Source organism: Priestia sp. BR_2 (assembly GCF_041954005.1).
Taxonomy (GTDB): Bacteria; Bacillota; Bacilli; order Paenibacillales; family Paenibacillaceae; genus Paenibacillus_AQ; species Paenibacillus_AQ lautus_A.
Map to the genome: position 1 here is coordinate 420,656 of NZ_JAVFHM010000188.1, position 20,790 is coordinate 441,445.

15 protein-coding genes and 3 riboswitches are annotated in these 20,790 nt (G+C 52.2%); of the genes, 8 read left to right on the forward strand and 7 right to left on the reverse strand.

What is annotated here, in order from left to right; all coding sequences use genetic code 11:
* Positions 1-28: 28 nt before the first annotated feature.
* Genes gcvPB through gcvT form a run of 3 tightly spaced genes read right to left on the reverse strand, consistent with a single transcriptional unit; the run spans position 29 to position 3,941 of the window.
* A complete protein-coding gene (gene gcvPB, locus RB298_RS12225) occupies positions 29-1,486 on the reverse strand; it encodes an aminomethyl-transferring glycine dehydrogenase subunit GcvPB (RefSeq protein WP_277746165.1) in 1,458 nt (485 codons plus the stop codon).
* Positions 1,483-2,832 (reverse strand): aminomethyl-transferring glycine dehydrogenase subunit GcvPA, encoded by a 1,350-nt coding sequence (gene gcvPA, locus RB298_RS12230; RefSeq protein WP_375120110.1) that lies wholly within the window; start codon positions 2,830-2,832, stop codon positions 1,483-1,485. Before gcvPA ends, gcvPB begins: the two co-directional genes overlap by 4 nt.
* Entirely contained in the window at positions 2,829-3,941 is a 1,113-nt protein-coding gene (gene gcvT, locus RB298_RS12235) for a glycine cleavage system aminomethyltransferase GcvT (protein ID WP_486047182.1), read from the reverse strand. Before gcvT ends, gcvPA begins: the two co-directional genes overlap by 4 nt.
* A 108-nt stretch (positions 3,942-4,049) precedes the next feature.
* Positions 4,050-4,155: riboswitch (glycine riboswitch) on the reverse strand.
* A 3-nt stretch (positions 4,156-4,158) separates the two neighbouring features.
* A riboswitch (glycine riboswitch) is annotated at positions 4,159-4,261 on the reverse strand.
* Between the two features lie 185 nt (positions 4,262-4,446).
* Positions 4,447-4,569, forward strand: a riboswitch (glycine riboswitch).
* 169 nt (positions 4,570-4,738) lie between these two features.
* On the opposite strand from gcvT, the gene gcvH reads away from it, so the two are divergent.
* Complete coding sequence (gcvH, locus tag RB298_RS12240) at positions 4,739-5,128, forward strand: glycine cleavage system protein GcvH (RefSeq protein WP_036660848.1); 390 nt, start codon at positions 4,739-4,741, stop codon at positions 5,126-5,128.
* A gap of 116 nt (positions 5,129-5,244) precedes the next feature.
* Here the strand turns inward: gcvH and RB298_RS12245 are convergent, their stop codons facing one another.
* Positions 5,245-6,162, reverse strand: coding sequence for a DMT family transporter (locus RB298_RS12245; RefSeq protein WP_096774153.1), 918 nt, complete (start codon positions 6,160-6,162; stop codon positions 5,245-5,247).
* Positions 6,163-6,263: 101 nt separating this feature from the next.
* Here RB298_RS12245 and RB298_RS12250 point away from each other — a divergent pair, with 101 nt between their 5' ends.
* The 6 genes from RB298_RS12250 to RB298_RS12275 all read left to right on the forward strand — a co-directional run bounded on the left by RB298_RS12250 (position 6,264) and on the right by RB298_RS12275 (position 15,799).
* Positions 6,264-7,712 (forward strand): aminotransferase-like domain-containing protein, encoded by a 1,449-nt coding sequence (locus RB298_RS12250; protein ID WP_486047183.1) that lies wholly within the window; start codon positions 6,264-6,266, stop codon positions 7,710-7,712.
* Positions 7,713-7,884: 172 nt separating this feature from the next.
* Positions 7,885-9,072 (forward strand): NAD(P)/FAD-dependent oxidoreductase, encoded by a 1,188-nt coding sequence (locus tag RB298_RS12255; RefSeq protein ID WP_486047184.1) that lies wholly within the window; start codon positions 7,885-7,887, stop codon positions 9,070-9,072.
* A 38-nt stretch (positions 9,073-9,110) separates the two neighbouring features.
* Complete coding sequence (locus RB298_RS12260) at positions 9,111-9,971, forward strand: RNA polymerase sigma-70 factor (protein ID WP_192571551.1); 861 nt, start codon at positions 9,111-9,113, stop codon at positions 9,969-9,971.
* 250 nt (positions 9,972-10,221) lie between these two features.
* Positions 10,222-12,291, forward strand: a complete 2,070-nt coding sequence (locus tag RB298_RS12265; protein ID WP_486047185.1) for a catalase — start codon at positions 10,222-10,224, stop codon at positions 12,289-12,291.
* Positions 12,292-12,544: 253 nt separating this feature from the next.
* Positions 12,545-13,831 carry a histidine--tRNA ligase gene (locus RB298_RS12270; protein WP_486047186.1) on the forward strand — a complete coding sequence of 429 codons (1,287 nt, stop codon included), beginning with the start codon at positions 12,545-12,547 and terminating at the stop codon, positions 13,829-13,831.
* A 180-nt stretch (positions 13,832-14,011) separates the two neighbouring features.
* Positions 14,012-15,799 carry an ABC transporter substrate-binding protein gene (locus RB298_RS12275; RefSeq protein WP_486047187.1) on the forward strand — a complete coding sequence of 596 codons (1,788 nt, stop codon included), beginning with the start codon at positions 14,012-14,014 and terminating at the stop codon, positions 15,797-15,799.
* Between the two features lie 413 nt (positions 15,800-16,212).
* Here RB298_RS12275 and RB298_RS12280 read toward each other — a convergent pair whose 3' ends face one another.
* Entirely contained in the window at positions 16,213-17,136 is a 924-nt protein-coding gene (locus tag RB298_RS12280; protein ID WP_277746158.1) for a cation diffusion facilitator family transporter, read from the reverse strand.
* Positions 17,137-17,388: 252 nt separating this feature from the next.
* Between RB298_RS12280 and RB298_RS12285 the strand changes: the two genes are divergently transcribed.
* On the forward strand, positions 17,389-18,492 hold the full coding sequence (locus tag RB298_RS12285) for a threonine aldolase family protein (protein ID WP_486047188.1): 1,104 nt from the start codon (positions 17,389-17,391) through the stop codon (positions 18,490-18,492).
* A gap of 42 nt (positions 18,493-18,534) precedes the next feature.
* On the opposite strand, the gene RB298_RS12290 is transcribed toward RB298_RS12285, so the two are convergent.
* Both RB298_RS12290 and RB298_RS12295 read right to left on the reverse strand, forming a co-directional pair.
* Positions 18,535-18,948, reverse strand: a complete 414-nt coding sequence (locus tag RB298_RS12290) for a hypothetical protein (RefSeq protein WP_486047189.1) — start codon at positions 18,946-18,948, stop codon at positions 18,535-18,537.
* Positions 18,949-19,196: 248 nt separating this feature from the next.
* Positions 19,197-20,477 carry an XRE family transcriptional regulator gene (locus RB298_RS12295; RefSeq protein WP_486047190.1) on the reverse strand — a complete coding sequence of 427 codons (1,281 nt, stop codon included), beginning with the start codon at positions 20,475-20,477 and terminating at the stop codon, positions 19,197-19,199.
* Positions 20,478-20,790 lie beyond the last annotated feature (313 nt).

Below are 20,790 nucleotides of genomic sequence, written 5' to 3' on the forward strand. Positions count from 1 at the left end.
AAGCTATTATAACGGATCAACTCCTGCGCTATCCGCAGGTGCAGTTTAATACCGGTTTGCGCGCTGCCGTCGTTTCGTCGAGTCGCTTCACAACCGTGGTGTAAGGGGCGTTAATGACAACGTCAGGCGTAGACTCTGCTTCTTTTGCGATTTGGATCATCGTGTCGATGAAACCGTCCAGCGTTTCTTTGCTCTCCGTTTCGGTCGGCTCGATCATGATGCATTCCTCCACGTTGAGCGGGAAATAGATGGTTGGCGGATGATAGCCGAAATCGAGCAACCGCTTGGCAACGTCCAGGGTTCGCACGCCGTACTCCTTCAGCTTTCTGCCGGACAGCACGAATTCGTGCTTGCATAGGCCCGGGTAGGCTACTTCGTAATAAGGAGCCAGACGATGCATCATGTAGTTCGCATTCAGCACGGCGAGCTCGGAGACGCGGCGAAGTCCTTCCGGTCCATAGGTGCGAATATACGCATAGGCACGAACCAGAATGCCGAAGTTGCCATAGAACGCCTTCACGCGGCCGATCGACTGGGGACGGTCGTAATCCCAGTAGAAGGTGCCGTCTTGGCGCTTGGACACGATCGGTTTCGGCAGGAACGGGATCAGCAGGCTTTTCACGCCGACAGGGCCTGCGCCGGGGCCGCCTCCGCCATGGGGTGTGCTCATCGTTTTGTGCAGGTTGAGATGGACCACGTCAAAGCCCATGTCGCCTGGCCGGGTAATTCCCATGATGGCGTTGGAATTGGCTCCGTCATAGTACAGCAGACCGCCAGCGTCGTGCACGATTTCCGCAATTTCCACGATCTGCTCCTCGAACAGGCCAAGCGTACTCGGGTTCGTCAGCATAAGGGCCGCCGTATCCTCACCAACGACGGCGCGGAGGGCATCCAGATCCACCATGCCCCGTTCATTGGATTTAATCGTGATCGTGTCGTAACCGGCTACCGTTGCGCTGGCCGGGTTCGTGCCGTGAGAGGAGTCGGGTACGATGACCTTGGTGCGTTTCTCGCCGCGGCTCTCATGGTAGGCGCGAATCAGCATCAGCCCCGTCCATTCGCCATGGGCACCCGCAGCAGGCTGCAGCGTTACTTGATCCATGCCGGTCAATGCGGCTAGGTCGTTCTGCAGGGTATACAGCAGCTCTAGTGCGCCTTGAATGCTTTCCTCAGGCTGGTACGGATGAATCTTGGCAAAACCGGCAAAACGGGCAACATCCTCGTTGATCTTCGGGTTGTATTTCATCGTGCATGAGCCGAGCGGATAGAAACCGTTATCGATGCCGAAATTCCGTCGCGACAGCTCGGTATAATGACGGATGACATCCACTTCGTATACCTCCGGCAGTTCGGCCGGTTTGCTGCGCAGCAGGCTCTCCGGTATGAATGAAGCGGCGTCGGTTTCCGGTACGTCGCATTCGGGCAGGGAATAGGCGACGCGGCCGGGCTTGCTGAGTTCAAATATCAAGGCTTTTTCCGGTTTCATACAATCGCCTCCAATTCACCAATAAACTGGTCGATTTCGTCCTTCGTCCGCCGTTCGGTCACGGCGATCAGCATGCATCCATGAAGCTCAGGGTACGAAGAGCCAAGATCGTAACCGCCGATATAACCGGCCTCCAGCAGCTTCGAGTTGACCTCCTTCACGTTCGTTCCCTCAGGCAGCTTCACTACGAATTCATTGAAGAACGGAGAGCTGAATGGGAGGGATAGGGAACCCTTGGCGACAAGGTCGGCAGCGTAATGGGATTTGCGCACATTCAGAAGCGCTGCCTCCTGCATGCCGGCTTTACCCAGCGTAGACATATAAACGGAGGCACACAGCGCGAGCAGCGCTTGGTTCGAGCAGATGTTCGACGTTGCTTTTTCCCTGCGAATATGTTGTTCCCGTGCCTGCAGCGTCAGCACAAAGCCGCGCTTTCCGTCCTTATCGACGGTTTGGCCCACGATCCGGCCGGGAATGCGGCGCATCAGCGGTTCGGATACCGCAAAGAATCCGCAGGTCGGCCCGCCGAGAGAGGCAGGAATGCCAAGCGGCTGGGCATCGCCGACAACGATGTCGGCCCCAAGCACGCCAGGGGATTCGAGCAGTCCGAGCGACAGCGGGTTTACGCTCAGCACGAGCAATGCATTTTGATCATGAACCAAGGGTTCGATCGATCTCACGTCCTCAATGCAGCCGAAGAAGTTCGGCGATTGCAGAAGCACGGCTGCCGTGTCATCCGTAACGGCAGCGGCGAGCGCATCCGGGTCGGTAACGCCGTTAACGATGCCGACTTCAACGACTTCCAGATCGAGACCGTGAGCCGAAGTCAGAACGATCTCCCGGGCTTCCGGGTGAACGGCTCGGGAAATAACGATTTTCTTTCGTTTGGTCGCCCCGCTGGCAAGCGCCGCTGCCTCAGCCAGTGCCGTTGAACCGTCATACATGCTGGCATTGGCTACTTTCATGCCGGTCAATTCACAGATATAAGATTGAAATTCAAAGATCGCTTGCAGCTCGCCTTGGCTGATCTCCGGTTGGTAGGGCGTGTACGCCGTGTAAAATTCGGAGCGGGAAATCACATGGTTGAGGACGACGGGAATGTGGTGGTCATACAATCCGGCTCCGAGAAAGCTGGTATACCGGTCGAAATCGGCATTGCGATCCGCCAAGCGGCGCATATGCTTCAGCAGCTCTGGCTCGCCCAGCCGTTTCGACATCGGGAGGACGCCGTTGTATCGGACGGATTTAGGGATATCGGCAAACAGGTCTTCGATGGTCTCCGCTCCGACGGCGGCAAGCATGTCGGCCTGATCTTGATCTGTCATAGGCAAGTAACGATGCTTCATGATAAGGCAGCTCCTCTTTTATAGAATGGTGTCTTAACCACTTTGGCTTTTAATTTCTTACCGCGAATCTCGACCCATACCTCGGAATCCAAGCTTGCATAAGGGGTTTCGATCAAGGCCAATCCGAGATTTCGCTTAAGCGAGGGAGATTGAGTACCGCTGGTCACTTCACCGATCGGTTCACCATTACCGTTGAATACAGGGTAATGGGACCGCGGGATACCGCGATCAATAAGCTCAATGCCAACCAGCTTACGCGGCACACCGTCTTGTTTCTGCTGTTGAAGCGCTTCCCGTCCGATGAAATCGCCGCTGTCCAGCTTCACGAAATAACCGAGGCTGGCTTCAACGGGTGAGATCGTGCTCGAAAGCTCCTGTCCGTACAATGGCAGTTTCGCCTCGAAGCGGAGCGTATCGCGCGCACCAAGTCCGGCCGGAATGAGTCCATGGTCTTCCCCCGCGGTTAACAGGCCTCTCCAGATATCCGGCGCATCCCCGGCGGAGCAATAAATTTCAAAGCCGTCTTCACCGGTATAACCGGTCCGTGAGAGCAAGGCGGCATGGCCGCATACTTGCGCGTTCTGAATAAAATGGAAGGAGGGGAGATCGCCGAGCGTCTCCGAGGTTGCCTTCGACAAGATGTTCTCGGCGGCAGGTCCTTGGAGTGCAATCAGTGCCGTCTCCGCGGATACGTTCCGGATGGCGACATCACCTGTGACGTGTTCATGAAGCCACTGAAGATCCTTATCGATGTTGGATGCGTTCACAACCAGCATGAATCGATCCGACGACAGTTTATAAACTAGCAGGTCATCGACCGTACCGCCGTTGTCATTACACATTAGCGTATATTGGGCCTGACCGACCGTAATTCGGGTGACGTCATTCGTGGTCATGTTCTGGATGAAAGCTTCGGCGTCTTGTCCGCTGATCATAAATTCGCCCATGTGGGAGACGTCGAACAGGCCGGCGTGCTTGCGTACGGCTTCATGTTCTTGCACGATGCCGGAAAATTGCACGGGCAATTCCCAGCCGCCGAAATCGATGCAGCGAGTAGAAGGAAAATCGGAATAAAGCGGGTAAAGCGGTGTACGTTGTAATGAACTCATCTCTTCACCTCTTTAATTGGCATGGTCTATCGGGGAAACACCAAAAAAGGACAGACAGAAGGATAACAAGCCGTGCTCAAAAAGCCCGCTCGTTGCGTAATCCTTCTGCTCTGTCCTTTGTACCTGAGAGTTACCCCACATGTCATGTTAGTGTTGTGTCAAGCGTGTGTGAGTTTCCCCGTGGGTGATTCCTTATTCAGAATTCTCTCCAGAGGTGCGTCCGGTAAAGGTCCTTTTGCCTGAGAGATTCACCGTGTGATCCGGCTTACTCCTTCGGCGCTACCTGTCAGTCTGTCGGTAATCTCTCCCAATACCATCATCCGCGTGAAACATATTGAGTTGTCATCTTCCTACGTTCTTGTGATTATTATAAACGTGCCTCTCCATAAAGTGTCAACCTTTATTTCATCAAAAATTTGTTCATGTTTAAAATTTTTGTTAGAAATCTTGACATCGACTCGTCCCTGTTTTATTCTGTGGGAGAATAAGCCAACCGAATATGCGAATGACGATGGATGGGAGAGACCGCTAACGAGTTGGGGATAACCCGAGCGGCACCGAAGGAGCAAACCGTTATGCCTGCCGGGCTGACGAGTAATCTCTCAGGTAAACGAACCGCCATCCGACGCAGCTCTGGAGAGTGCGCAAGCCACCCAAGGGGAAAGATCGAACCGTTAAGAGGCGGCCGATCACAAACTCTCAGGTACCGAGGACAGAGAGAAGGCGAAAGCCTTTTTTCGCGTCCTTTTTTTCATTCACCTTAATTTCATTTTTTAAGAAAAGAGGAGTATTCGAAAATGAGCGAAATCAGAGAGAATTTGGTGTACAGCGACGATCATGAATGGGCATTGAGGGTTGATGGGAATGTGGTGCGCGTCGGTATTTCCGATCATGCGCAGTGCCAGCTGGGCGATATCGTATTCGTAGAGCTTCCCGAGACGGGCGCTGCGGTTTCCGCAGGCGATAGCATCGGCACCATTGAGTCGGTCAAAACCGTTTCGGAGCTGTATTCCCCTGTTTCCGGAACCATTACGAAAGTGAATACCTCCTTGGAAGACCAGCCTGAGCTTGTGAACGGAGAGCCGTATGAAGGCGGATGGATTATGGAGGTAGAGGTGGAAGGCGATCTGGACGAAGCGCTAGGCAAACTGCTGACCGCGGATGCTTATCGTGCCAAAGTGGATTAGGAATCGTAACATAACAATAGGAACGAACGCATAGCATAACGGCTGCGACACGTAACGAGAATTACGGATCGCAGCCGTTTCCGTTTGTCCATTCATTCGGGGAACCATGCTACGCTTTATCCTGAGCTTGATGCCATGCGGCGCGACATGAAACGTGTCCGGAGCTCAGGCAGATTCACGATCAGAATCCCGCCGATAATGAACAAACTGCCTAGGACCGAATAAAGTGAAATCGTTTCGCCGTACAGAAATGCACCGAGTCCCAGCGCGATGATCGGCGACACGAAGAGCCAGGTGGACGGGAAAAAGGCATTCGTCGCTTTTAGCAGCCAGGCATACAGGCTATGGCCCAGCATCGAGCCGACGATTGTCAAATATAAGACGGATCCTATGGCCGGCATCGTTGTCAGCCCAGTCCATTGCCCGCGTTCACTGAACAAGGATAGAAGCAATAAAGCCAAGCCCCCATGCATCATCTGCACCGCATTGATCGTAATCGGCGAGATATCCGGCATGTCAAAGGACAGTTTGCGGGTAGCAAGCGAGCCCACGCTGTAACCGATTTCGCCTATAAGGATGACCATGCAGCTCAGAATCCAGATGAGGTCGCTCCCGATCGCCAGCTTGGGCATGATGAGCACGCACACGCCCGCAAATCCGACCGCGCAGCCCCAGTAATCGCTGCGCCGGGCTTTCTTCCGCATGACAACGGATTGAATCATCAGGATCATCATGGGGCCCGTAGCCGACAGAATGGCGGCAATGCCAGAAGCTACATGCTGCTCGGCCCAATACAGCGTCGCAAACGTCAGAAACGTGCTGGTCATCCCGATCAGAAGGAATTCCTTGCGCAAGAGCAGGCTCGGTTTTGCCTTGCGCTGCAATATCATCCACAGGAAGATGAAGGCGCCCGCCAGAAGAAATCGAAGCCCCGCCGAGAGAAATGGCGGCAGCCCAGCCTCCACGCCGATTTTGATCGCGAGAAACGTGGTGCTGAAAATGGCGCACATTAATAAGTAGTTAAAAATAATCATGCTGCATCCTCCTTTTTCTATACTATAATAGGTAGTTAATAGAACAGATTTGGGTCTGATAGAACAGATTCGCCTGCAAATAGGTCAGGGGGAAAGAACGGATGAAGCTTTCGATGATGGATGAAAAGGCAGGAAAAGGGTCATTGCAGCAGCTGGTTTACGATACCGTTGCTAAGGGCATTGCAACAGGGGAGTGGAAGGAGTCTGACAAGCTGCCGTCGGTTAGGGTCATGGCGGAGCGTTTGAAGGTTCATCGATTAACGGTGTTGAAGGCTTATCAGCAGCTGTTAGAGGATGGCATCGTGGAAGTGAAATATAAATCAGGGTATTTTGTGGCGAGTAAGGCAGAAGACGTTTCGGCGGAACTCCTTGCATTCAGCCCGCCTTGGGAATATCAGGCCAGATCGCTGTACGTCAATCGCAGCCGCTTGTCCGACATTCACAGGCATCAGGTCGATTACCAGATGTCGGAAGCGCTCATCGATCCTGCGCTGCTGCCGAATGCATTCTTGTCCAACCACGTCAAACAAGTGTTTGACATGTATCCGAAGGTATTGAGCACTTATTCTTCGGTGTCCGGAGATTTGGAGCTGCGCGAGGAAATGGCCCGGTATTTCATGGAGAAGCAGGGCATAGCGGTTCATCCGGAAGAACTGCTGATTACGACGGGATCCCAGCAAGCGATTGATCTGATTTCGCGTTCGCTCGTCAAAAGCGGAGATGCTGTATTGATCGAACGGCCGACATACAGCCCGGCGATTGATGTTTTTGTTCAGCAAAATGTCAATCTGCTCCCCATCGAGATTACGCCGCAAGGATACGACCTGGAACATATCGAATATATGATGCGGACGGAGAAGCCGAAGCTGTTCTACATGAACCCGACGTTTCAAAACCCGACAGGATATACGGTACCGGTAACGCAGCGCAAGGCGCTGGTTGAACTAGCCGAACGATATGAATGCATTCTGGTGGAGGATGAGGTTTATCACGACATTTATTTTGGAGATCCGCCGCCGCTGCCCTTTTTTTATTACGATACCGAGGGTTACGTCATTCATATTCGAAGCTTCAGCAAATACGTTGCCCCTGGCCTGCGGATATCGGTCCTGGCCGCACGTCCGGAGCTGATGAAGGTAATCGTACCGGTCAAGGCGCTTTCGGACAACGGTACGCCCTTGTTGACGCAAAAGATTTTTCAGCATTATTTCTTCTCCAGCAGGCTGCAGGAGCATGTGGCCAAGCTTCGGATTGCGCTGGAGCTTCGAAAAGCGAGGATGGAGAACCTGCTGGCGGCTACGGATTGGAGCTGGAGCAGCCCGGGAGGCGGCTTGAATCTATGGGTACGGCTGCCGGAAACGATCAACGTGGATGCGTTATTGCAGCAATGCCTGGCGGAATCGGTAGCGTTTGTTCCCGGACGGATATGCGATCCGCTGGATCGGATGGAATCGTGGATCAGGCTCAGTTACTCTTATATCAGCGAAGTTCAGCTGGATGAGGGAATACGTCGCCTCGTTGAGATATCGGACCGTGTGAAGCAGGATTAGCGCAACATATTGGCATGATTTTAAGGATGAATCGGACAGCAAAGGGAGTATTTATGGGGCTTGCTGATGAAGAGCAGCCGGTTCCCTTAAAAAAGGTTGGCGGTCATGTCACAAAAGCAGCCCCCTCCTCGTGTTATGTGCAAATCGCATAAACCAAAGGAGATGGGTTGTTTTGATAAAGGATTTCACATGCGTTGTCGTAGGGGGAGGCTTTGCCGGCATACATGCCCTCAAAGCCATTCATAAAAGCTGCCAAAAAGGGCTGAACGGAAGAAAGCTAAGATTGTTCCTTATCGATCAAGGTTCCGCCCATGTGCGGAAAGTGCTTTTATTCCGCCCTGCCGTAAGTGGGGAAAGCATAACCGTCCCGTGGGAACAGGTCATGCCGGAAGGCACCCGCTTCATACAGGGCAGGGTGACTAACATTGACAAGGAGAGCAAGCTGCTGAACTTGGAAGACGGCAGAGGGCAGGAGCATAGGATGGAGTATGATGTCCTTGTGATGGCGATTGGAAGCGTCGTGCGTCAGGCAGCACCGGAACAAGGCGGCATATCGCTGACAGGCTTGGAAGCGGCGGAACGTATCCGGGAATGCTGGCAGTCCAATCTTAGGCTGGCAGCAGCAGAAACGGATGCGCAGGAGAAGCAGCGGCTGATGAGTATTGCCGTAGCCGGTGCAGGCATTACCGGAATCGAGACGTCGGCCGAGCTGATTCATGCGATGCGGGCTGAGGCGGATAAGCTCCGTTTAGATCCGGAACATATTCGGGTGCATCTGTTCAATGCTCAGGATCGCTTGTTCCTCGAAGGGCCTGCCAAAGTAGGGAAACGGCTTGAACGATATCTAACCGAGCTTGGCATCGTCCTTCATCAGGGGAGAAGAGCGCTTAAGGAGGAACAGGGGCAGCTTCATTTTCTTGAAGGAGCTCCCATCCCTGTCGGCCTTACGGTGTGGACGCTTGGTCTGGCTCCGAATCCCGCCCTGCTTAGCCTGGGGCTGCCCGTGACGGCGGACGGGCAGATCGTTGTGGATGAAAGCTACCGTGTCAAGGATGCGCCGGGAATATACGGCATTGGCGATTGCGCGCATGTGGTCGATCCAGCAAGCGGTGCCGCAGACCGGATGACATGCAAGGAAGCGATTCCGCAAGCGGCGCGGCTTGGCGGCATCGTGCAGGCGGATGTAACCGGAACCCCAGCCGCCAAGCACAGGAGCGTAAATGAAGGGTATACGGTTGGATTGGGACCCGGACACGGCCTGGTGTGGTCACGTGCCTGGGGAATGGATCTAATGATCACAGGAAAGCTGGCTTACAAGGTCAAATCGTTCATGTGGAATTATTCCAGCATGGTTCGTTAGATAAGGGACGATCCTGCTTGAAAGGATGAAAAGACGGTATGTTAGAGCTGTATGAACAGTATAAGGGTCTTCTGTTTCATCTGGCGTATCAAATGACCGGAACGGTTACGGATGCAGAGGATGCGGTACAGGATGTGTTCGTGAAGGTCCAAAGCCTTCCCATCGGACAAATACGGGAGCCCAAAGCCTATTTGTGCAAAATGGTGACGAATCGCTGTCTCGACGAGATCAAGTCAGCCAGAAATCGGAGAGAGCAGTATTTCGGTCCTTGGCTTCCCGAGCCGATTCCGGAATCCTACGGCGAGACCTATGAGACCGTCGAGAACCAAGAGCTGCTCTCTTATGCCATGCTGGTTCTGCTCGAACGGCTGTCTCCCTCGGAGCGGGCCGTATTCGTCCTGCGGGAAGCGCTGGGATTCGATTACCCGGAAATCGCCGGGCTGATCGATAAAACCGAGGCCAACTGCCGCAAGCTCATGAGCAGGGCAAGAGGAAAAATGGGGATCACGGAGGAAGACCTGATTGGCGTAGGGTCCGTCGAGGAGGAATGGGTAAACCGATTCTTCACGGCCCTGTCCGAGGGAAACGCCGAACATGTCCTGTCCCTGCTGGCGGACGATGCCGTCCTTCTGTCCGACGGCGGCGGCAAAGTGATCGCGGCGGCAAGGCCGGTCGAAACCCGGGAGCGGGTTGCCCGTTTTCTTAGCGGCATTCTGCGCCAAGCACTGCTGGAGGATGGTGTTGCGCCGGAGATCGAGGTCAGGGAATTGAACCATCAAACCGGGGTTGTTTTCCGGCAAGCCGGGAACGTAACGGGAGTCGTTTTCTTCAATATCCGGAATGGATTGCTGCAGGATATCTATATCGTGAGAAATCCGGATAAACTGACAGGGATTTAAGCCATTACAGTTTACATTGCGGCCGACCTTTTGAAGAGGGAGGCTGCTTTTTTTATTGGCAAGGGAAAGACGTTGAATGTCCCGGCGCTAAGCCTGCAGCTCGATTGCATGAGCTTTTTATGAAGGTCGCATGAAACTGGATTCGTATTCCATATTGCAGGGTAATTAGATGTCGGGTCCGCAAGCGGACCTGTTACCAAGGGAAACACTTGTCAGAGACTCATCTACTACATACCAGGAGGTTCCGATCATGGACAATTCAAATTCCAATTCGAATGTCAACAACAGCAACAACAAGACGAGCAAGGACCAACAGCTGGAACAATTTACGGTAGACAATGACGGGAAGAACTTGACCACGAACCAGGGGCTTACGGTCTCTGAGGATGAGCATTCGCTTAAGGCCGGCGAACGCGGTCCGACGTTAATGGAGGACTTCCATTTCAGAGAGAAAATGACGCATTTCGACCATGAGCGAATTCCTGAGCGCATTGTGCATGCCCGCGGTTTTGGAGCCCATGGTTATTTTCAGTTATATGAATCGATGAAAGATTATACCAAAGCCAAATTCCTGCAGGATCCTTCCGTCGTGACGCCCATATTTGTCCGGTTCTCGACGGTGGCGGGTTCCAGGGGCTCAGCCGATACCGTGCGGGACGTGCGCGGTTTCGCAACTAAATTTTATACGGAAGAGGGCAACTATGATCTGGTTGGCAACAACATGCCTGTATTCTTCGTACAGGATGCGATGAAGTTTCCCGATTTCGTTCACGCGGTAAAGCCCGAGCCCCATAACGAGATTCCGCAGGCGCAGTCCGCTCACGATACGTTCTGGGATTTTGTAGCTAACAACACGGAAAGCGCGCACATGGTGATGTGGGCGATGTCCGACCGTTCGCTTCCGCGAAGCTTCCGAATGATGGAGGGCTTCGGCGTGCATACCTTCCGTTTCGTGAACGAGGAAGGAAAGGCGCATTTTGTGAAATTCCACTGGAAACCCGTGCTGGGCACTCATTCTCTCGTGTGGGACGAAACGCAGAAGCTGGCAGGTAAGGATCCCGACTTTAACCGCCGCGACCTATGGGATGCCATCGACACGGGGAACTATCCGGAATTCGAATTTGGCGTTCAAATGATCGGGGAGGACGAGGAATTCAATTTTGATTTTGATATCCTCGATCCGACGAAGATATGGCCGGAAGAGATCGTTCCGGTCAGAATCATCGGAAAAATGACGCTTAATCGCAATACGGATAATTTCTTTGCGGAGACGGAACAGATTGCATTCCATCCGGGCCATGTCGTGCCCGGCATCGATTTTACCAATGATCCGCTGCTGCAGGGACGTCTGTTCTCCTATACCGATACGCAGCTGTCCCGTCTGGGCGGGCCGAATTTCCATGAAATTCCGATTAATCGTCCGATTGCGCCGGTTCATAACAACCAACGGGACGGGATGCACCGCATGACCATCAATAAGGGGCCGGTCAGCTATCATAAGAACGGCATTGCGGGCAACACGCCCAAGCCCGTTCCAGCCGAACGGGGCGGCTACGAGCATTATACCGAGAAGGTGGAGGGTCGCAAGGTGCAAGCCCGAAGCGACAGCTTCAAGGATCACTTCAGCCAGGCGGCTTTGTTCTGGAACAGCATGTCCGAGGTGGAGAAGCAGCATATCGTATCCGCATTCCAGTTCGAGCTTGGCAAAGTGCAGCGGAAGGAGATCCGCCAGCAGATCGTCGACCTGTTTGCGAATGTGGACAGCGAACTCGCGACAAGAATTTCGGAAGGGTTAGGAACCATTCCTCCCCAAACCAGCGGCTCCGCTTCCAAAGACTCCTCTCCGGCTCTCAGCATGATGAACACCGCGAAGCTCCCGTTAACGCGCAAGGTAGCTGTGCTTGCAGGCAATGGATTCACGGACGAGCTTCCGTTCGTGCTTGCGCAGCTTCAGCAAGCCGGCATCATCACCGAAGTGGTTAGCCCGAAGCTTGGCGTCATTACAGGCAAATCCGGCGGAGAACTGGAAGTGAAACATTCGCTCCTGGGGGCGGATTCCGTGTTATTCGACGCGGTGCTTGTCGCGGGCGGGGCGCTAAGCGTGTCAGAGCTCCTGACGGAGCAGAAGGTGCTGGACTTCATCAAGGAAGCTTATCAGCATTTCAAACCGATCGCGGCCATCGCCGAAGGAATGAATCTGCTTCCGGCGGCGAGCGGTGAAGGGATCGTGGTCGCTCAAGAGAATGAGGATTCGAAGCTGTTCGGCCAAGCCTTCATTGATGCGATTGCGGCACATCGCCATTGGTCCCGAACCATCTAAGAGGAATTGCCCTTGAATATATAAATCAGCTGCGCTATAATTCCCCTTAATCAATGGCTCAAAGTGAAGGGGATTATGACATGAACAGCATCAAATCGAATCAACTTCATCATCACAAGCAGCGTTAGCACGCCTGTAAATCTACAGGGCGGGCTAACGCTGTTCGCGTTGGCCTCCCTGCCGCATACCAAGCGCGCGGGACCATGAGGTCCGGCGCGTTTTTTATTTTCTCGGAACGAAAGGATGAGCAGCGATGCAGAACGTAAAAGGGACATATGATTATTTTGGACAGGAACAGGCTGTAAGGAGAAAGGTGCAATCGACGCTACGCGAAGTGTTTGAATGTTACGATTTCGCGGAGATGGAGTCAACCATCCTGAATGATTTGGAACTGCTGTCTTCCAAGTATGCTGGAGGAGAAGAAATACTCAAGGAGATGTATCATCTGACGGATCAGGGAGCGCGACAGCTGGGGTTGCGCTACGACCTGACGATACCGTTCGCCAAGGTGATCGCGCTGAACCCAGGCATCAGCCAGCCATTCAAGCGATATGAGATGGGGAAGGTATTTCGGGACGGCCCCGTCAAAAGGGGCAGATTGCGGGAGTTTCTGCAATGCGACGTCGATGTGGTGGGGGTTGCGGGTCCGGAAGCGGAAGCGGAGCTGATGCAGCTCGCAGCCGAGGTGTTCCGAAGACTTGAAATTCCGATCGTCCTCAGGTGGAACAATCGTGGCTTTCTGGGTGAACTCCTGGGAGCTATGGGTGTACCAGCCGACCTAAGTTCATCCGTCATGTTGACACTGGATAAGCTGGACAAGATCGGGAGGGAAGGGGTTCGGAAAGAGCTCGCGGATAAGGTGATTGATCCGGAAATTTGCCGAAGCGTCCTGAGTTTCGTGGATCTCAAGGAACCGACGTTCGAGCAGATTACCAGAACATACAACCTGGAGCCGGGGCGGGGCGCGCGCGAAGTTCAAATCCTGCAAAGCCTGCTGCAGCGTGTCGGTTTGCAGGACGTCTGCGTATTTGATCCGTTTCTTTCCCGGGGCTTGTCGTTTTACACGGGAACCGTTTACGAAATTTACGACGCGTCCCATGCTTTTCGATCAAGCCTTGGCGGCGGCGGCAGATATGACGCGATCATCGGGCAGCTTGTTGGACGGGAAGATATGGCATATCCGACGGTAGGGCTTTCGTTCGGCATGGAATCCATCATGGAGATGCTTCGGGACCGGGTGGTTGAAACGAACAGGCCACACGTTGTGGTCATCCCGATAGGAGAAGCTGTCCCGGAAGGATTGATGGCTGCTGCGGCACTTCGGAATCGCGGGATTCGTACCCGATTGGCTACCCAGCGGCGCAAATTGAAAAAGACCTTAGCCTCCGCTTCGGCGGAAGGCATCCCTTATGCCATTCTGATCGGCGAAGATGAAGCGGCGGCTGGCGTGCTTCGATTGAAGAACATGTCCGACGGCATGGAGCTTACATTAAAATTGAAGGAAGCGGAGGAGTTCATAAGCCGGAACTTGATGGCTTGATATGAAACGAAGGGCTTCTGTGATGTAACAAGGATGTGCAGTTTAAGGCTAACGGTTTAGGGGGAATGGAGCCGTTCTTTTTTGAATATAATGGATTTCTACCGAAAAGGTACTCGCGCTCGAAACGATCTCCAAGTAGAATAAACGTATTGGATTTTACCAAGGGGGGAGCGGATCGCAATGCTGTACGAACAATTTTTCATGCTGCACCGGAAGCTTGCTGTTAACGCTCCAGTCCATACCGCTACGGAAGTGACGCTTGAGCAGATTGCCGACACGCTTTATTGCACGTCGCGCAACGCGAAGCTCGTTTTGCGCAAGCTCGAAGAGAAGGGCTGGATTCTGTGGAAAGCCGGACGCGGGCGAGGAAACCGGTCCAAGCTGACCTTTCAAGCGGATCAAGCAGAGCTGCTTCAGGAAGCGGCACAGCAGCTCGCGGAAAAAGGGGAATACAAGCAAGCCTTTGAGCTGCTTCGTACCTACGGACAAGGCATTCGGACCAACGACTCCTACGTGGAGTGGATGAACGGGCATTTTGGCTTTTGCAAGGAGATGAAGGAAGGGGAGGAAGAAGCCAGGGACTCGCTGCGGCTGCCGGTTTATCGGCTGATCGAAACCTTGGACCCCGCCGAGTGCTATTACAGTTTTCAAGCTCATATGATCCAGCAAATATTCGATCGATTGGTGGTATACGATAAAGCAAAGGATCAATACATGCCTGTGATTGCGCATCATTGGGAGAGCAGCGAGGATGGAACGAGCTGGACGTTTCATCTTCGTAAAGGGATTCTGTTCCATGACGGCAAGGAATTAACGGCCGAGGACGTGAAATTCACCGTGGAGCGCTTGGGTCAGGATCGACGGAATGCTTGGACCGTGCGTGAACTGCACAGCGTAGAGGCGGTGTCGCCCCGCGAGGTCCGTTTTATCCTGAATAAGCCGAATCGGATTTTCATCCGGTTTCTCAGTTCCATATGCATGTCCATCGTGCCTAAACATCTGCTGATTCAGGATGAAGAACAGTTCTGGAGGCTTCCTGTCGGAACGGGGCCCTTTCAGGTGGAGGAATGGACCGAGGAAAGGCTGACCATTCATGCGAATGCCCACTATTATCAAGGGCGGCCGCATTTGGACAGCATCCAAATCATTATGATGCCGGAAGATGCCGAGCACTGCAACGTCAGTTGGGAGCGGCTGCTGCAGGATTCGGAGCAATTCGGTCATGGCGGCGACCATCATGCTGTGGATATCATAGAATCCTCCGAAGGCTGCACGACTTTGATTACATGGAATATGAAAAAACAGGGGCCGTTTCAATCCGTCGAATTTCGCCGCGCATTCAATCTGATCCTGAACCGTTCGGAGATGATCCGGGAGCTGGGCGACAATCGTCTTTATCCGGCCAGAGGGTTCATTATGGATGAACAAGCGCCTTACCGCAAAGACCGTTATGATCCCGAGTTCGCCAAGTCGCTGTTGAGGCAGTCGGGTTACGACGGTTCCCCCGTCATCATGGCAACGCTGGCCAATCATATCAAGGATGCCGAATGGATCCAGAATCAGTGTGCTTCCGTTGGGATTTCATTGATGATCCGGGAGATACGTATGGATACCATGCTGCATCCCGACGTGGTGAATAGTATGGACTGCATTTTGCACGGCCTAGTTCTTCCGGGCGAAGAAGTATGCATCATCGAGAATTACGAGCAGGAGGGCAGCATTGTCAAAGAGTTCCTGGATCCGTCCCTGCAGGATTGGGTAAAAGAATGCATCGATGACGCGCTTGCCAGCGAACGGTGCGAGGAGCGGTTGAGCATTTTATCGAACATCGAGGAGAGGCTGCGGGAGGAAGCGCATGTATCATTCCTGATTCATACGAGATTCTTCGCAAGTTTGCATCCTTCTTACAAGGGAGTCGTCATTAATAATCTGGGATGGCTGGATTTTAAGCAGATCTGGCGGGCGTGATTCCCGTAAAAAAGAGCAAGCGCGTACAACCGCGCTTGCTCTTTGGCTTATAAGGATTTTGAATGGGTTTTTCGTGATCTCCGTTTTCGAAAGAACCCGTAAAGCTTATCGATAAGTCGACGATTCCTCGCATTTGACTCCGATTCACCAACGCCGATCTCATCATGAATAATGAATCTTCCTTGACGATCCAGTTCGTCCCAATGTGCTTGCCGATATTCATTTAGCTTCTCCAGCGTATATATATCGTTATTCATGGCAACCTCCCTATCAGACATTCAGGATTTCGCGGTAACTTACGTAGAATGTCTTGATAGTCTCATTATGGAGGTCAACCGAGCTTGTAAAAAGTGTAAACCTCGGCAGCCGGATTTCCCCTTTTCATGAACGGAAGGACTACCGCAGGAACCAGATCACACTTTATATTCTTTATGAGCGATGGCGCTGTTCTCAATCTGGATGGTTGAATGCTCAATGTGGAATCGACTTTCCAGAAGATCAATCGCTTGTTGAAGGATCTCATAACCAGGCACGTCATCATTCACGACAAGATGGCAGCTCAAGGAGTCGAAATTGGACGTGATCGTCCAAATGTGGAGATCATGGATGCCCGTGACTCCCGGAATGGACAGCAGGGATTTCGTTACCTCATCAGGGTTAATCGCTGCAGGTGCACCCTCCATCAGGATATGAACGGTATTCTGTATAATTCTCCAGGCGCTTTTCAGGATCAAGATCGAAACCAGAATGGAAATCATAGGATCTGCAATATACCATCCAAATGCAATCATGAGAATCCCGGCGACAATAGCACCTACGGAGCCAAGCGCATCGCCGATGACATGGAGGTAGGCGCTTCGCAGGTTCACATTGTTCTTCACGTCGCCCATCCGCATCAAGGACCATGCACTTAAAAGATTAGCCAACAAGCCGATGGATGCAATGAGCATCATGCTGCCGCTGGCAACTGCCGGCGGGTCATCAAAGCGTTGAATCGCCTCCCAGACGATAAAGCCGGCGATGACAAACAGGGCGACGCCATTCAATAGTGCTGCCAGTATTTCGAAACGGTAAAAGCCGTAGGTCTTGTTCGGCGATGAGGGCCTTGCGGCAAACCATAAAGCGACCAGACTGAGCAGCAAAGCGCTGGCATCGCTTAGCATATGGCCGGAATCGGATAACAGGGCCAGACTGTTGGTAAGCAAGCCTCCCACAAATTCTAGAATCATAATGCCGAGCGTGATGATCAGGGCGATGGCAAGACCTTTCTTATTCCCTGAGCGGGCGTGATCATGGTGACTGTGGTCATGACCGTGCCGGTGGTTGTGATGGTGCATAATCGTAAACTCCCTTCAGATAAACCCTAAGAATGTTGAACGAATGATTCAAAAAGCCGATTGAATTTTAATATGAACATATGCTCATATACAATGTTATTTCAGACTGCTCCTGTTGTCAAGTTTTTCCGAAAAGTTAGGTCATCCAAATTATTTTTCACTTGCTCATTTATCTAGTATGCTTAAAGGGTGGTTCATTCAATGTAAAGAGAATAGGCTCAAAATCGATGGAACAAGGGGAGTTATTGCGACATGGGAGAACAGCGAAAATCGCTTGGCGAGGCTTACGGCGAAACAGCATACCCATTGATTGGCCATAGCCGCAGGAATGTTGAAGTGCTGCTCGAGGCATTTCGCAGCGCGGATGGGTCGCAGATGGGGGATACATACGGCAAGGGCGCCATCATCGAAGAGTTTCAGACGCGAATGGCAGAGGTTCTGGGTAAGGAATCGGCGGTATTCTTTCCCAGCGGAACGATGGCGCAGCAGATTGCTTTGCGGATCTGGTGCGATGATGCGGATCTGAAGCGAGTGGCGTATCACCCGCTTTGCCATTTGGAGATTCACGAGGAGGACGGGCTTAAAGAGCTGCATCATATCGAGCCGATTCTGCTTGGCGATCAGGAGCGTTTGATTACGCTTGAGGACGTGCAGCGTTTGGATCGTGACATTGCATGTCTGCTTCTGGAATTGCCGCAGCGTGAAATCGGAGGGCAGCTGCCTGATTACGCGGAGTTGGAGGCCATTTCGGCCTATTGCCGTTCTCAAGGCATCAAGCTGCATCTGGACGGGGCAAGATTGTTCGAGATTACACCGTATTATCAGAAAACGGCTGCAGAAATCTGTGCTCTTTTTGACAGCGTGTATGTATCTTTCTATAAAGGAATCGGCGGGATTGCCGGCGCCATTCTGGCCGGCGGGACCGATTTCACGGCAAAGTCCAAAGTGTGGAAGAGACGGCATGGCGGCGATCTGGTCAGTCTTTACCCGTATATTATCAGCTCGGATTATTATTATGCGGAAAGAATAGGCAGCATGGGCCGGTATTACGAAGAAGCCAAAGAGTTAGCAGCGATGTTCGGCCAGTGCCGAGGCGTGAAGACGAAGCCTGCCGTGCCCGTAACGAATATGTTCCATGTGTACTTTGAAATGGACAAGGAACAGCTGGAACCGATCCTGATTGATGTGTACCGTTCGACGGGGGTCGGATTGGTCGCTTATCTGAACGAGGCAGGGGAAGATCAGTGTTATTCGGAAGTCAACATCGGGGAGAGGTACGGCAAGACGCCAAAAGAGAGCATTCACGAAGCCTTCCGAATGTTGAACGAAAAATTGCAGGAAGCTGCAGGCATATAACAACAAAAAGGACCTGATTCAGGTCCTTTTTACGTGGCGCATTCAGCTTATCAGCCCCATATAGACCAGTTCCGATGGATTGGCTGGATGCTGAGCGAGGCCGATGGTATCACCGGCTCTCGGAATTTGCAGTTTCGATACGAGCGTTTCCAGCGTTTTGGTATATTGCTTTCCTCCGTTCTCGGTGACATCCAGTTCTAGGATGACGACGGGATCGAAATTGATCAGCTTTCCGGTATCCCGTATGGATCGTACGTTGGCGGTCGCCGTTAACGAAAGGGCGCCTGCCGCTGCCATCTGTGCCTGTTTCGCTTGCTCCAGACTTTGATTGATGGCGTGTCGATGTTCTTTCGGCACTAAACCCTTCATCATCATACCCGTCAAACCTTTGTTCATCATTTGATCTGCTTTCTCCAGCGATTCCTGCGGACTTTTCTTTTTGCTAAACCATCCCATAATCGAGCACCTCGCTTAGATGAATTATTTATAATTCAATGTTAGCCTCGGTGAGCTGTGGCGACAATGGTTTCGCAAGGAAACAAAACTTCGGGCAATATGATGGAATGAACCTCATCGTTTCGGAAAAACTTTTGCGGTATTCATAGGGTTCAATCAAGTTGATTCGGTTGCAAAGCCAATGAACGGTAAGTCATGATGAAAGTTTTGCGAATGAAGTTGGTCGTTTCGACCTTCTAACGCATGAATTATTTGTTTCGAAGCAGGTAGACCAGCTTTTTATAATAGACGGTCGACTCCTTGTATTTCCTTGATTCCTCCGATACGGCCGCCAATGCTTCATATAAGGATTCTAGTCGCATGGTGAGCTGAGCGGATTCGTAATACGGCAGGCATTTCAGGGCATACTCCATAAATTCTTCATGGTGTCCATGAGCCAAGGCGAGCTGGCATTGATAAAAAAATGCGGACATCTCTTGATCCGTTGTCAGCTCCAACGATTGGAGCTCTTGCATGTACTGGGTTAATAGCCCCCATTGCTTTTGAGCCGCAGCCGACTCGCAGCGGTAAATCAATAGGATCGGACGGAATTGCTCCCGTACCTCCGCCGATTCCCGTTCGAGAAGTTCCGCAAAGCGCCGGATTTCTTCCTCCGCTTTTTCATGCTCTCCCTGCATCGTCAGCATGATGATCCGGTTGTTCATGATGGTGGATAACATATTCCCCTGGTTTACCGCATACACCAGATTGGCTTCCGCCATCGACAGGGTGACTAGCGCTTCCTGATACAATCCCATCGAGTAACAATAACCGCTGTAAGCGATGTACAGATCGGTCAAGCGGTGAAATAGCCGTTCTTCATAAACCCGTCGCATCGTTCCTTCAAACACCTGCTTGGCCTGGTCGTATAACTTCAAAAAAATGCTGGCCTCCATCTTGAAGTTTTGCGTGGTCAGCCATAAATCGGTCCCTTCCCGCACATATTCGCTTAACCGGTTCGCGTGGCTTAAAGCCTCATGATAACGGTTCTTGGACCGGTAGAATTGGATTTTGTAGAAAAGCATCGCTTTCTTCGCAGGCAGCGGGAGCTCGGCTTCATCGGGGCGCCCATACTTCTCGAGGTAAAAATTCAGATAGTTCTGGTGCAGGTAATCATGGGATACCGCATCATTCACTTGTTGGTAATAAACGGCTTTCATCAAAGCTACGGTGAGCTCCACCGTTAAACAATCATGGCGATCGGGAAGATCGTGGATACGCTCTTCTGATAGAAGCGAAGCCGCTTGGGAAAGCTCTTCAAAAATGCGATTTGCGGTCTCCAGCGTATCTTGATCGGTGTTTCCTGCCTTCACCAAGTAGGAAGGAGACACTTGAAGGCGCTGCGCCAGATGCCCGGCAAGGTCTTCGGGCAATGGATATCGTTCGGCAAGGATGTTCGCAAAGTGGGCAGTGGTCACGAATCCTTCAACCAGCTCTTTGCGGGATATTCCTTTCTTCTTGCACAAGTAGTCAATGCGTTCTTTTAGCACGGTACAGGCTCCTTAATCATTGAATGGTTGGGAACAGTATACCATGCTCGGTGTCCGCCGGCCGGAATGAACGTTTAAAAGAGGAGAAAGGTCCTAGTATTAAGATTCTGAAATAAAACGTGCTTTAGCCTCAGCCTGGGGATTAGCGGGATTTCCGGCCCGAAACGATCAATCGGTGCTTGGCCGGAAGAGTGTATGCGGGTGCGTAAAAGAGGGGAAATATCTAATGGTTGTTGGTGACAATGATTTGAGTTCTGGAACCGATTAAGGCTATGAGAAACGTTAGCGCAGCAATGTTCTAAACAGGTCCGCG

Excerpts from the sequence above, each read along its gene's own strand:
- gcvPB (WP_277746165.1), bottom strand. The coding sequence starts at position 1,486 with ATGAAACCGGAAAAAGCCTTGATATTTGAACTCAGCAAGCCCGGCCGC.
- gcvPA (WP_375120110.1), bottom strand. The coding sequence starts at position 2,832 with ATGAAGCATCGTTACTTGCCTATGACAGATCAAGATCAGGCCGACATG.
- gcvT (WP_486047182.1), bottom strand. The coding sequence starts at position 3,941 with ATGAGTTCATTACAACGTACACCGCTTTACCCGCTTTATTCCGATTTT.
- gcvH (WP_036660848.1), top strand. The coding sequence starts at position 4,739 with ATGAGCGAAATCAGAGAGAATTTGGTGTACAGCGACGATCATGAATGG.
- RB298_RS12245 (WP_096774153.1), bottom strand. The coding sequence starts at position 6,162 with ATGATTATTTTTAACTACTTATTAATGTGCGCCATTTTCAGCACCACG.
- RB298_RS12250 (WP_486047183.1), top strand. The coding sequence starts at position 6,264 with ATGAAGCTTTCGATGATGGATGAAAAGGCAGGAAAAGGGTCATTGCAG.
- RB298_RS12260 (WP_192571551.1), top strand. The coding sequence starts at position 9,111 with ATGTTAGAGCTGTATGAACAGTATAAGGGTCTTCTGTTTCATCTGGCG.
- RB298_RS12265 (WP_486047185.1), top strand. The coding sequence starts at position 10,222 with ATGGACAATTCAAATTCCAATTCGAATGTCAACAACAGCAACAACAAG.
- RB298_RS12270 (WP_486047186.1), top strand. The coding sequence starts at position 12,545 with ATGCAGAACGTAAAAGGGACATATGATTATTTTGGACAGGAACAGGCT.
- RB298_RS12275 (WP_486047187.1), top strand. The coding sequence starts at position 14,012 with ATGCTGTACGAACAATTTTTCATGCTGCACCGGAAGCTTGCTGTTAAC.
- RB298_RS12280 (WP_277746158.1), bottom strand. The coding sequence starts at position 17,136 with ATGCACCATCACAACCACCGGCACGGTCATGACCACAGTCACCATGAT.
- RB298_RS12285 (WP_486047188.1), top strand. The coding sequence starts at position 17,389 with ATGGGAGAACAGCGAAAATCGCTTGGCGAGGCTTACGGCGAAACAGCA.
- RB298_RS12290 (WP_486047189.1), bottom strand. The coding sequence starts at position 18,948 with ATGGGATGGTTTAGCAAAAAGAAAAGTCCGCAGGAATCGCTGGAGAAA.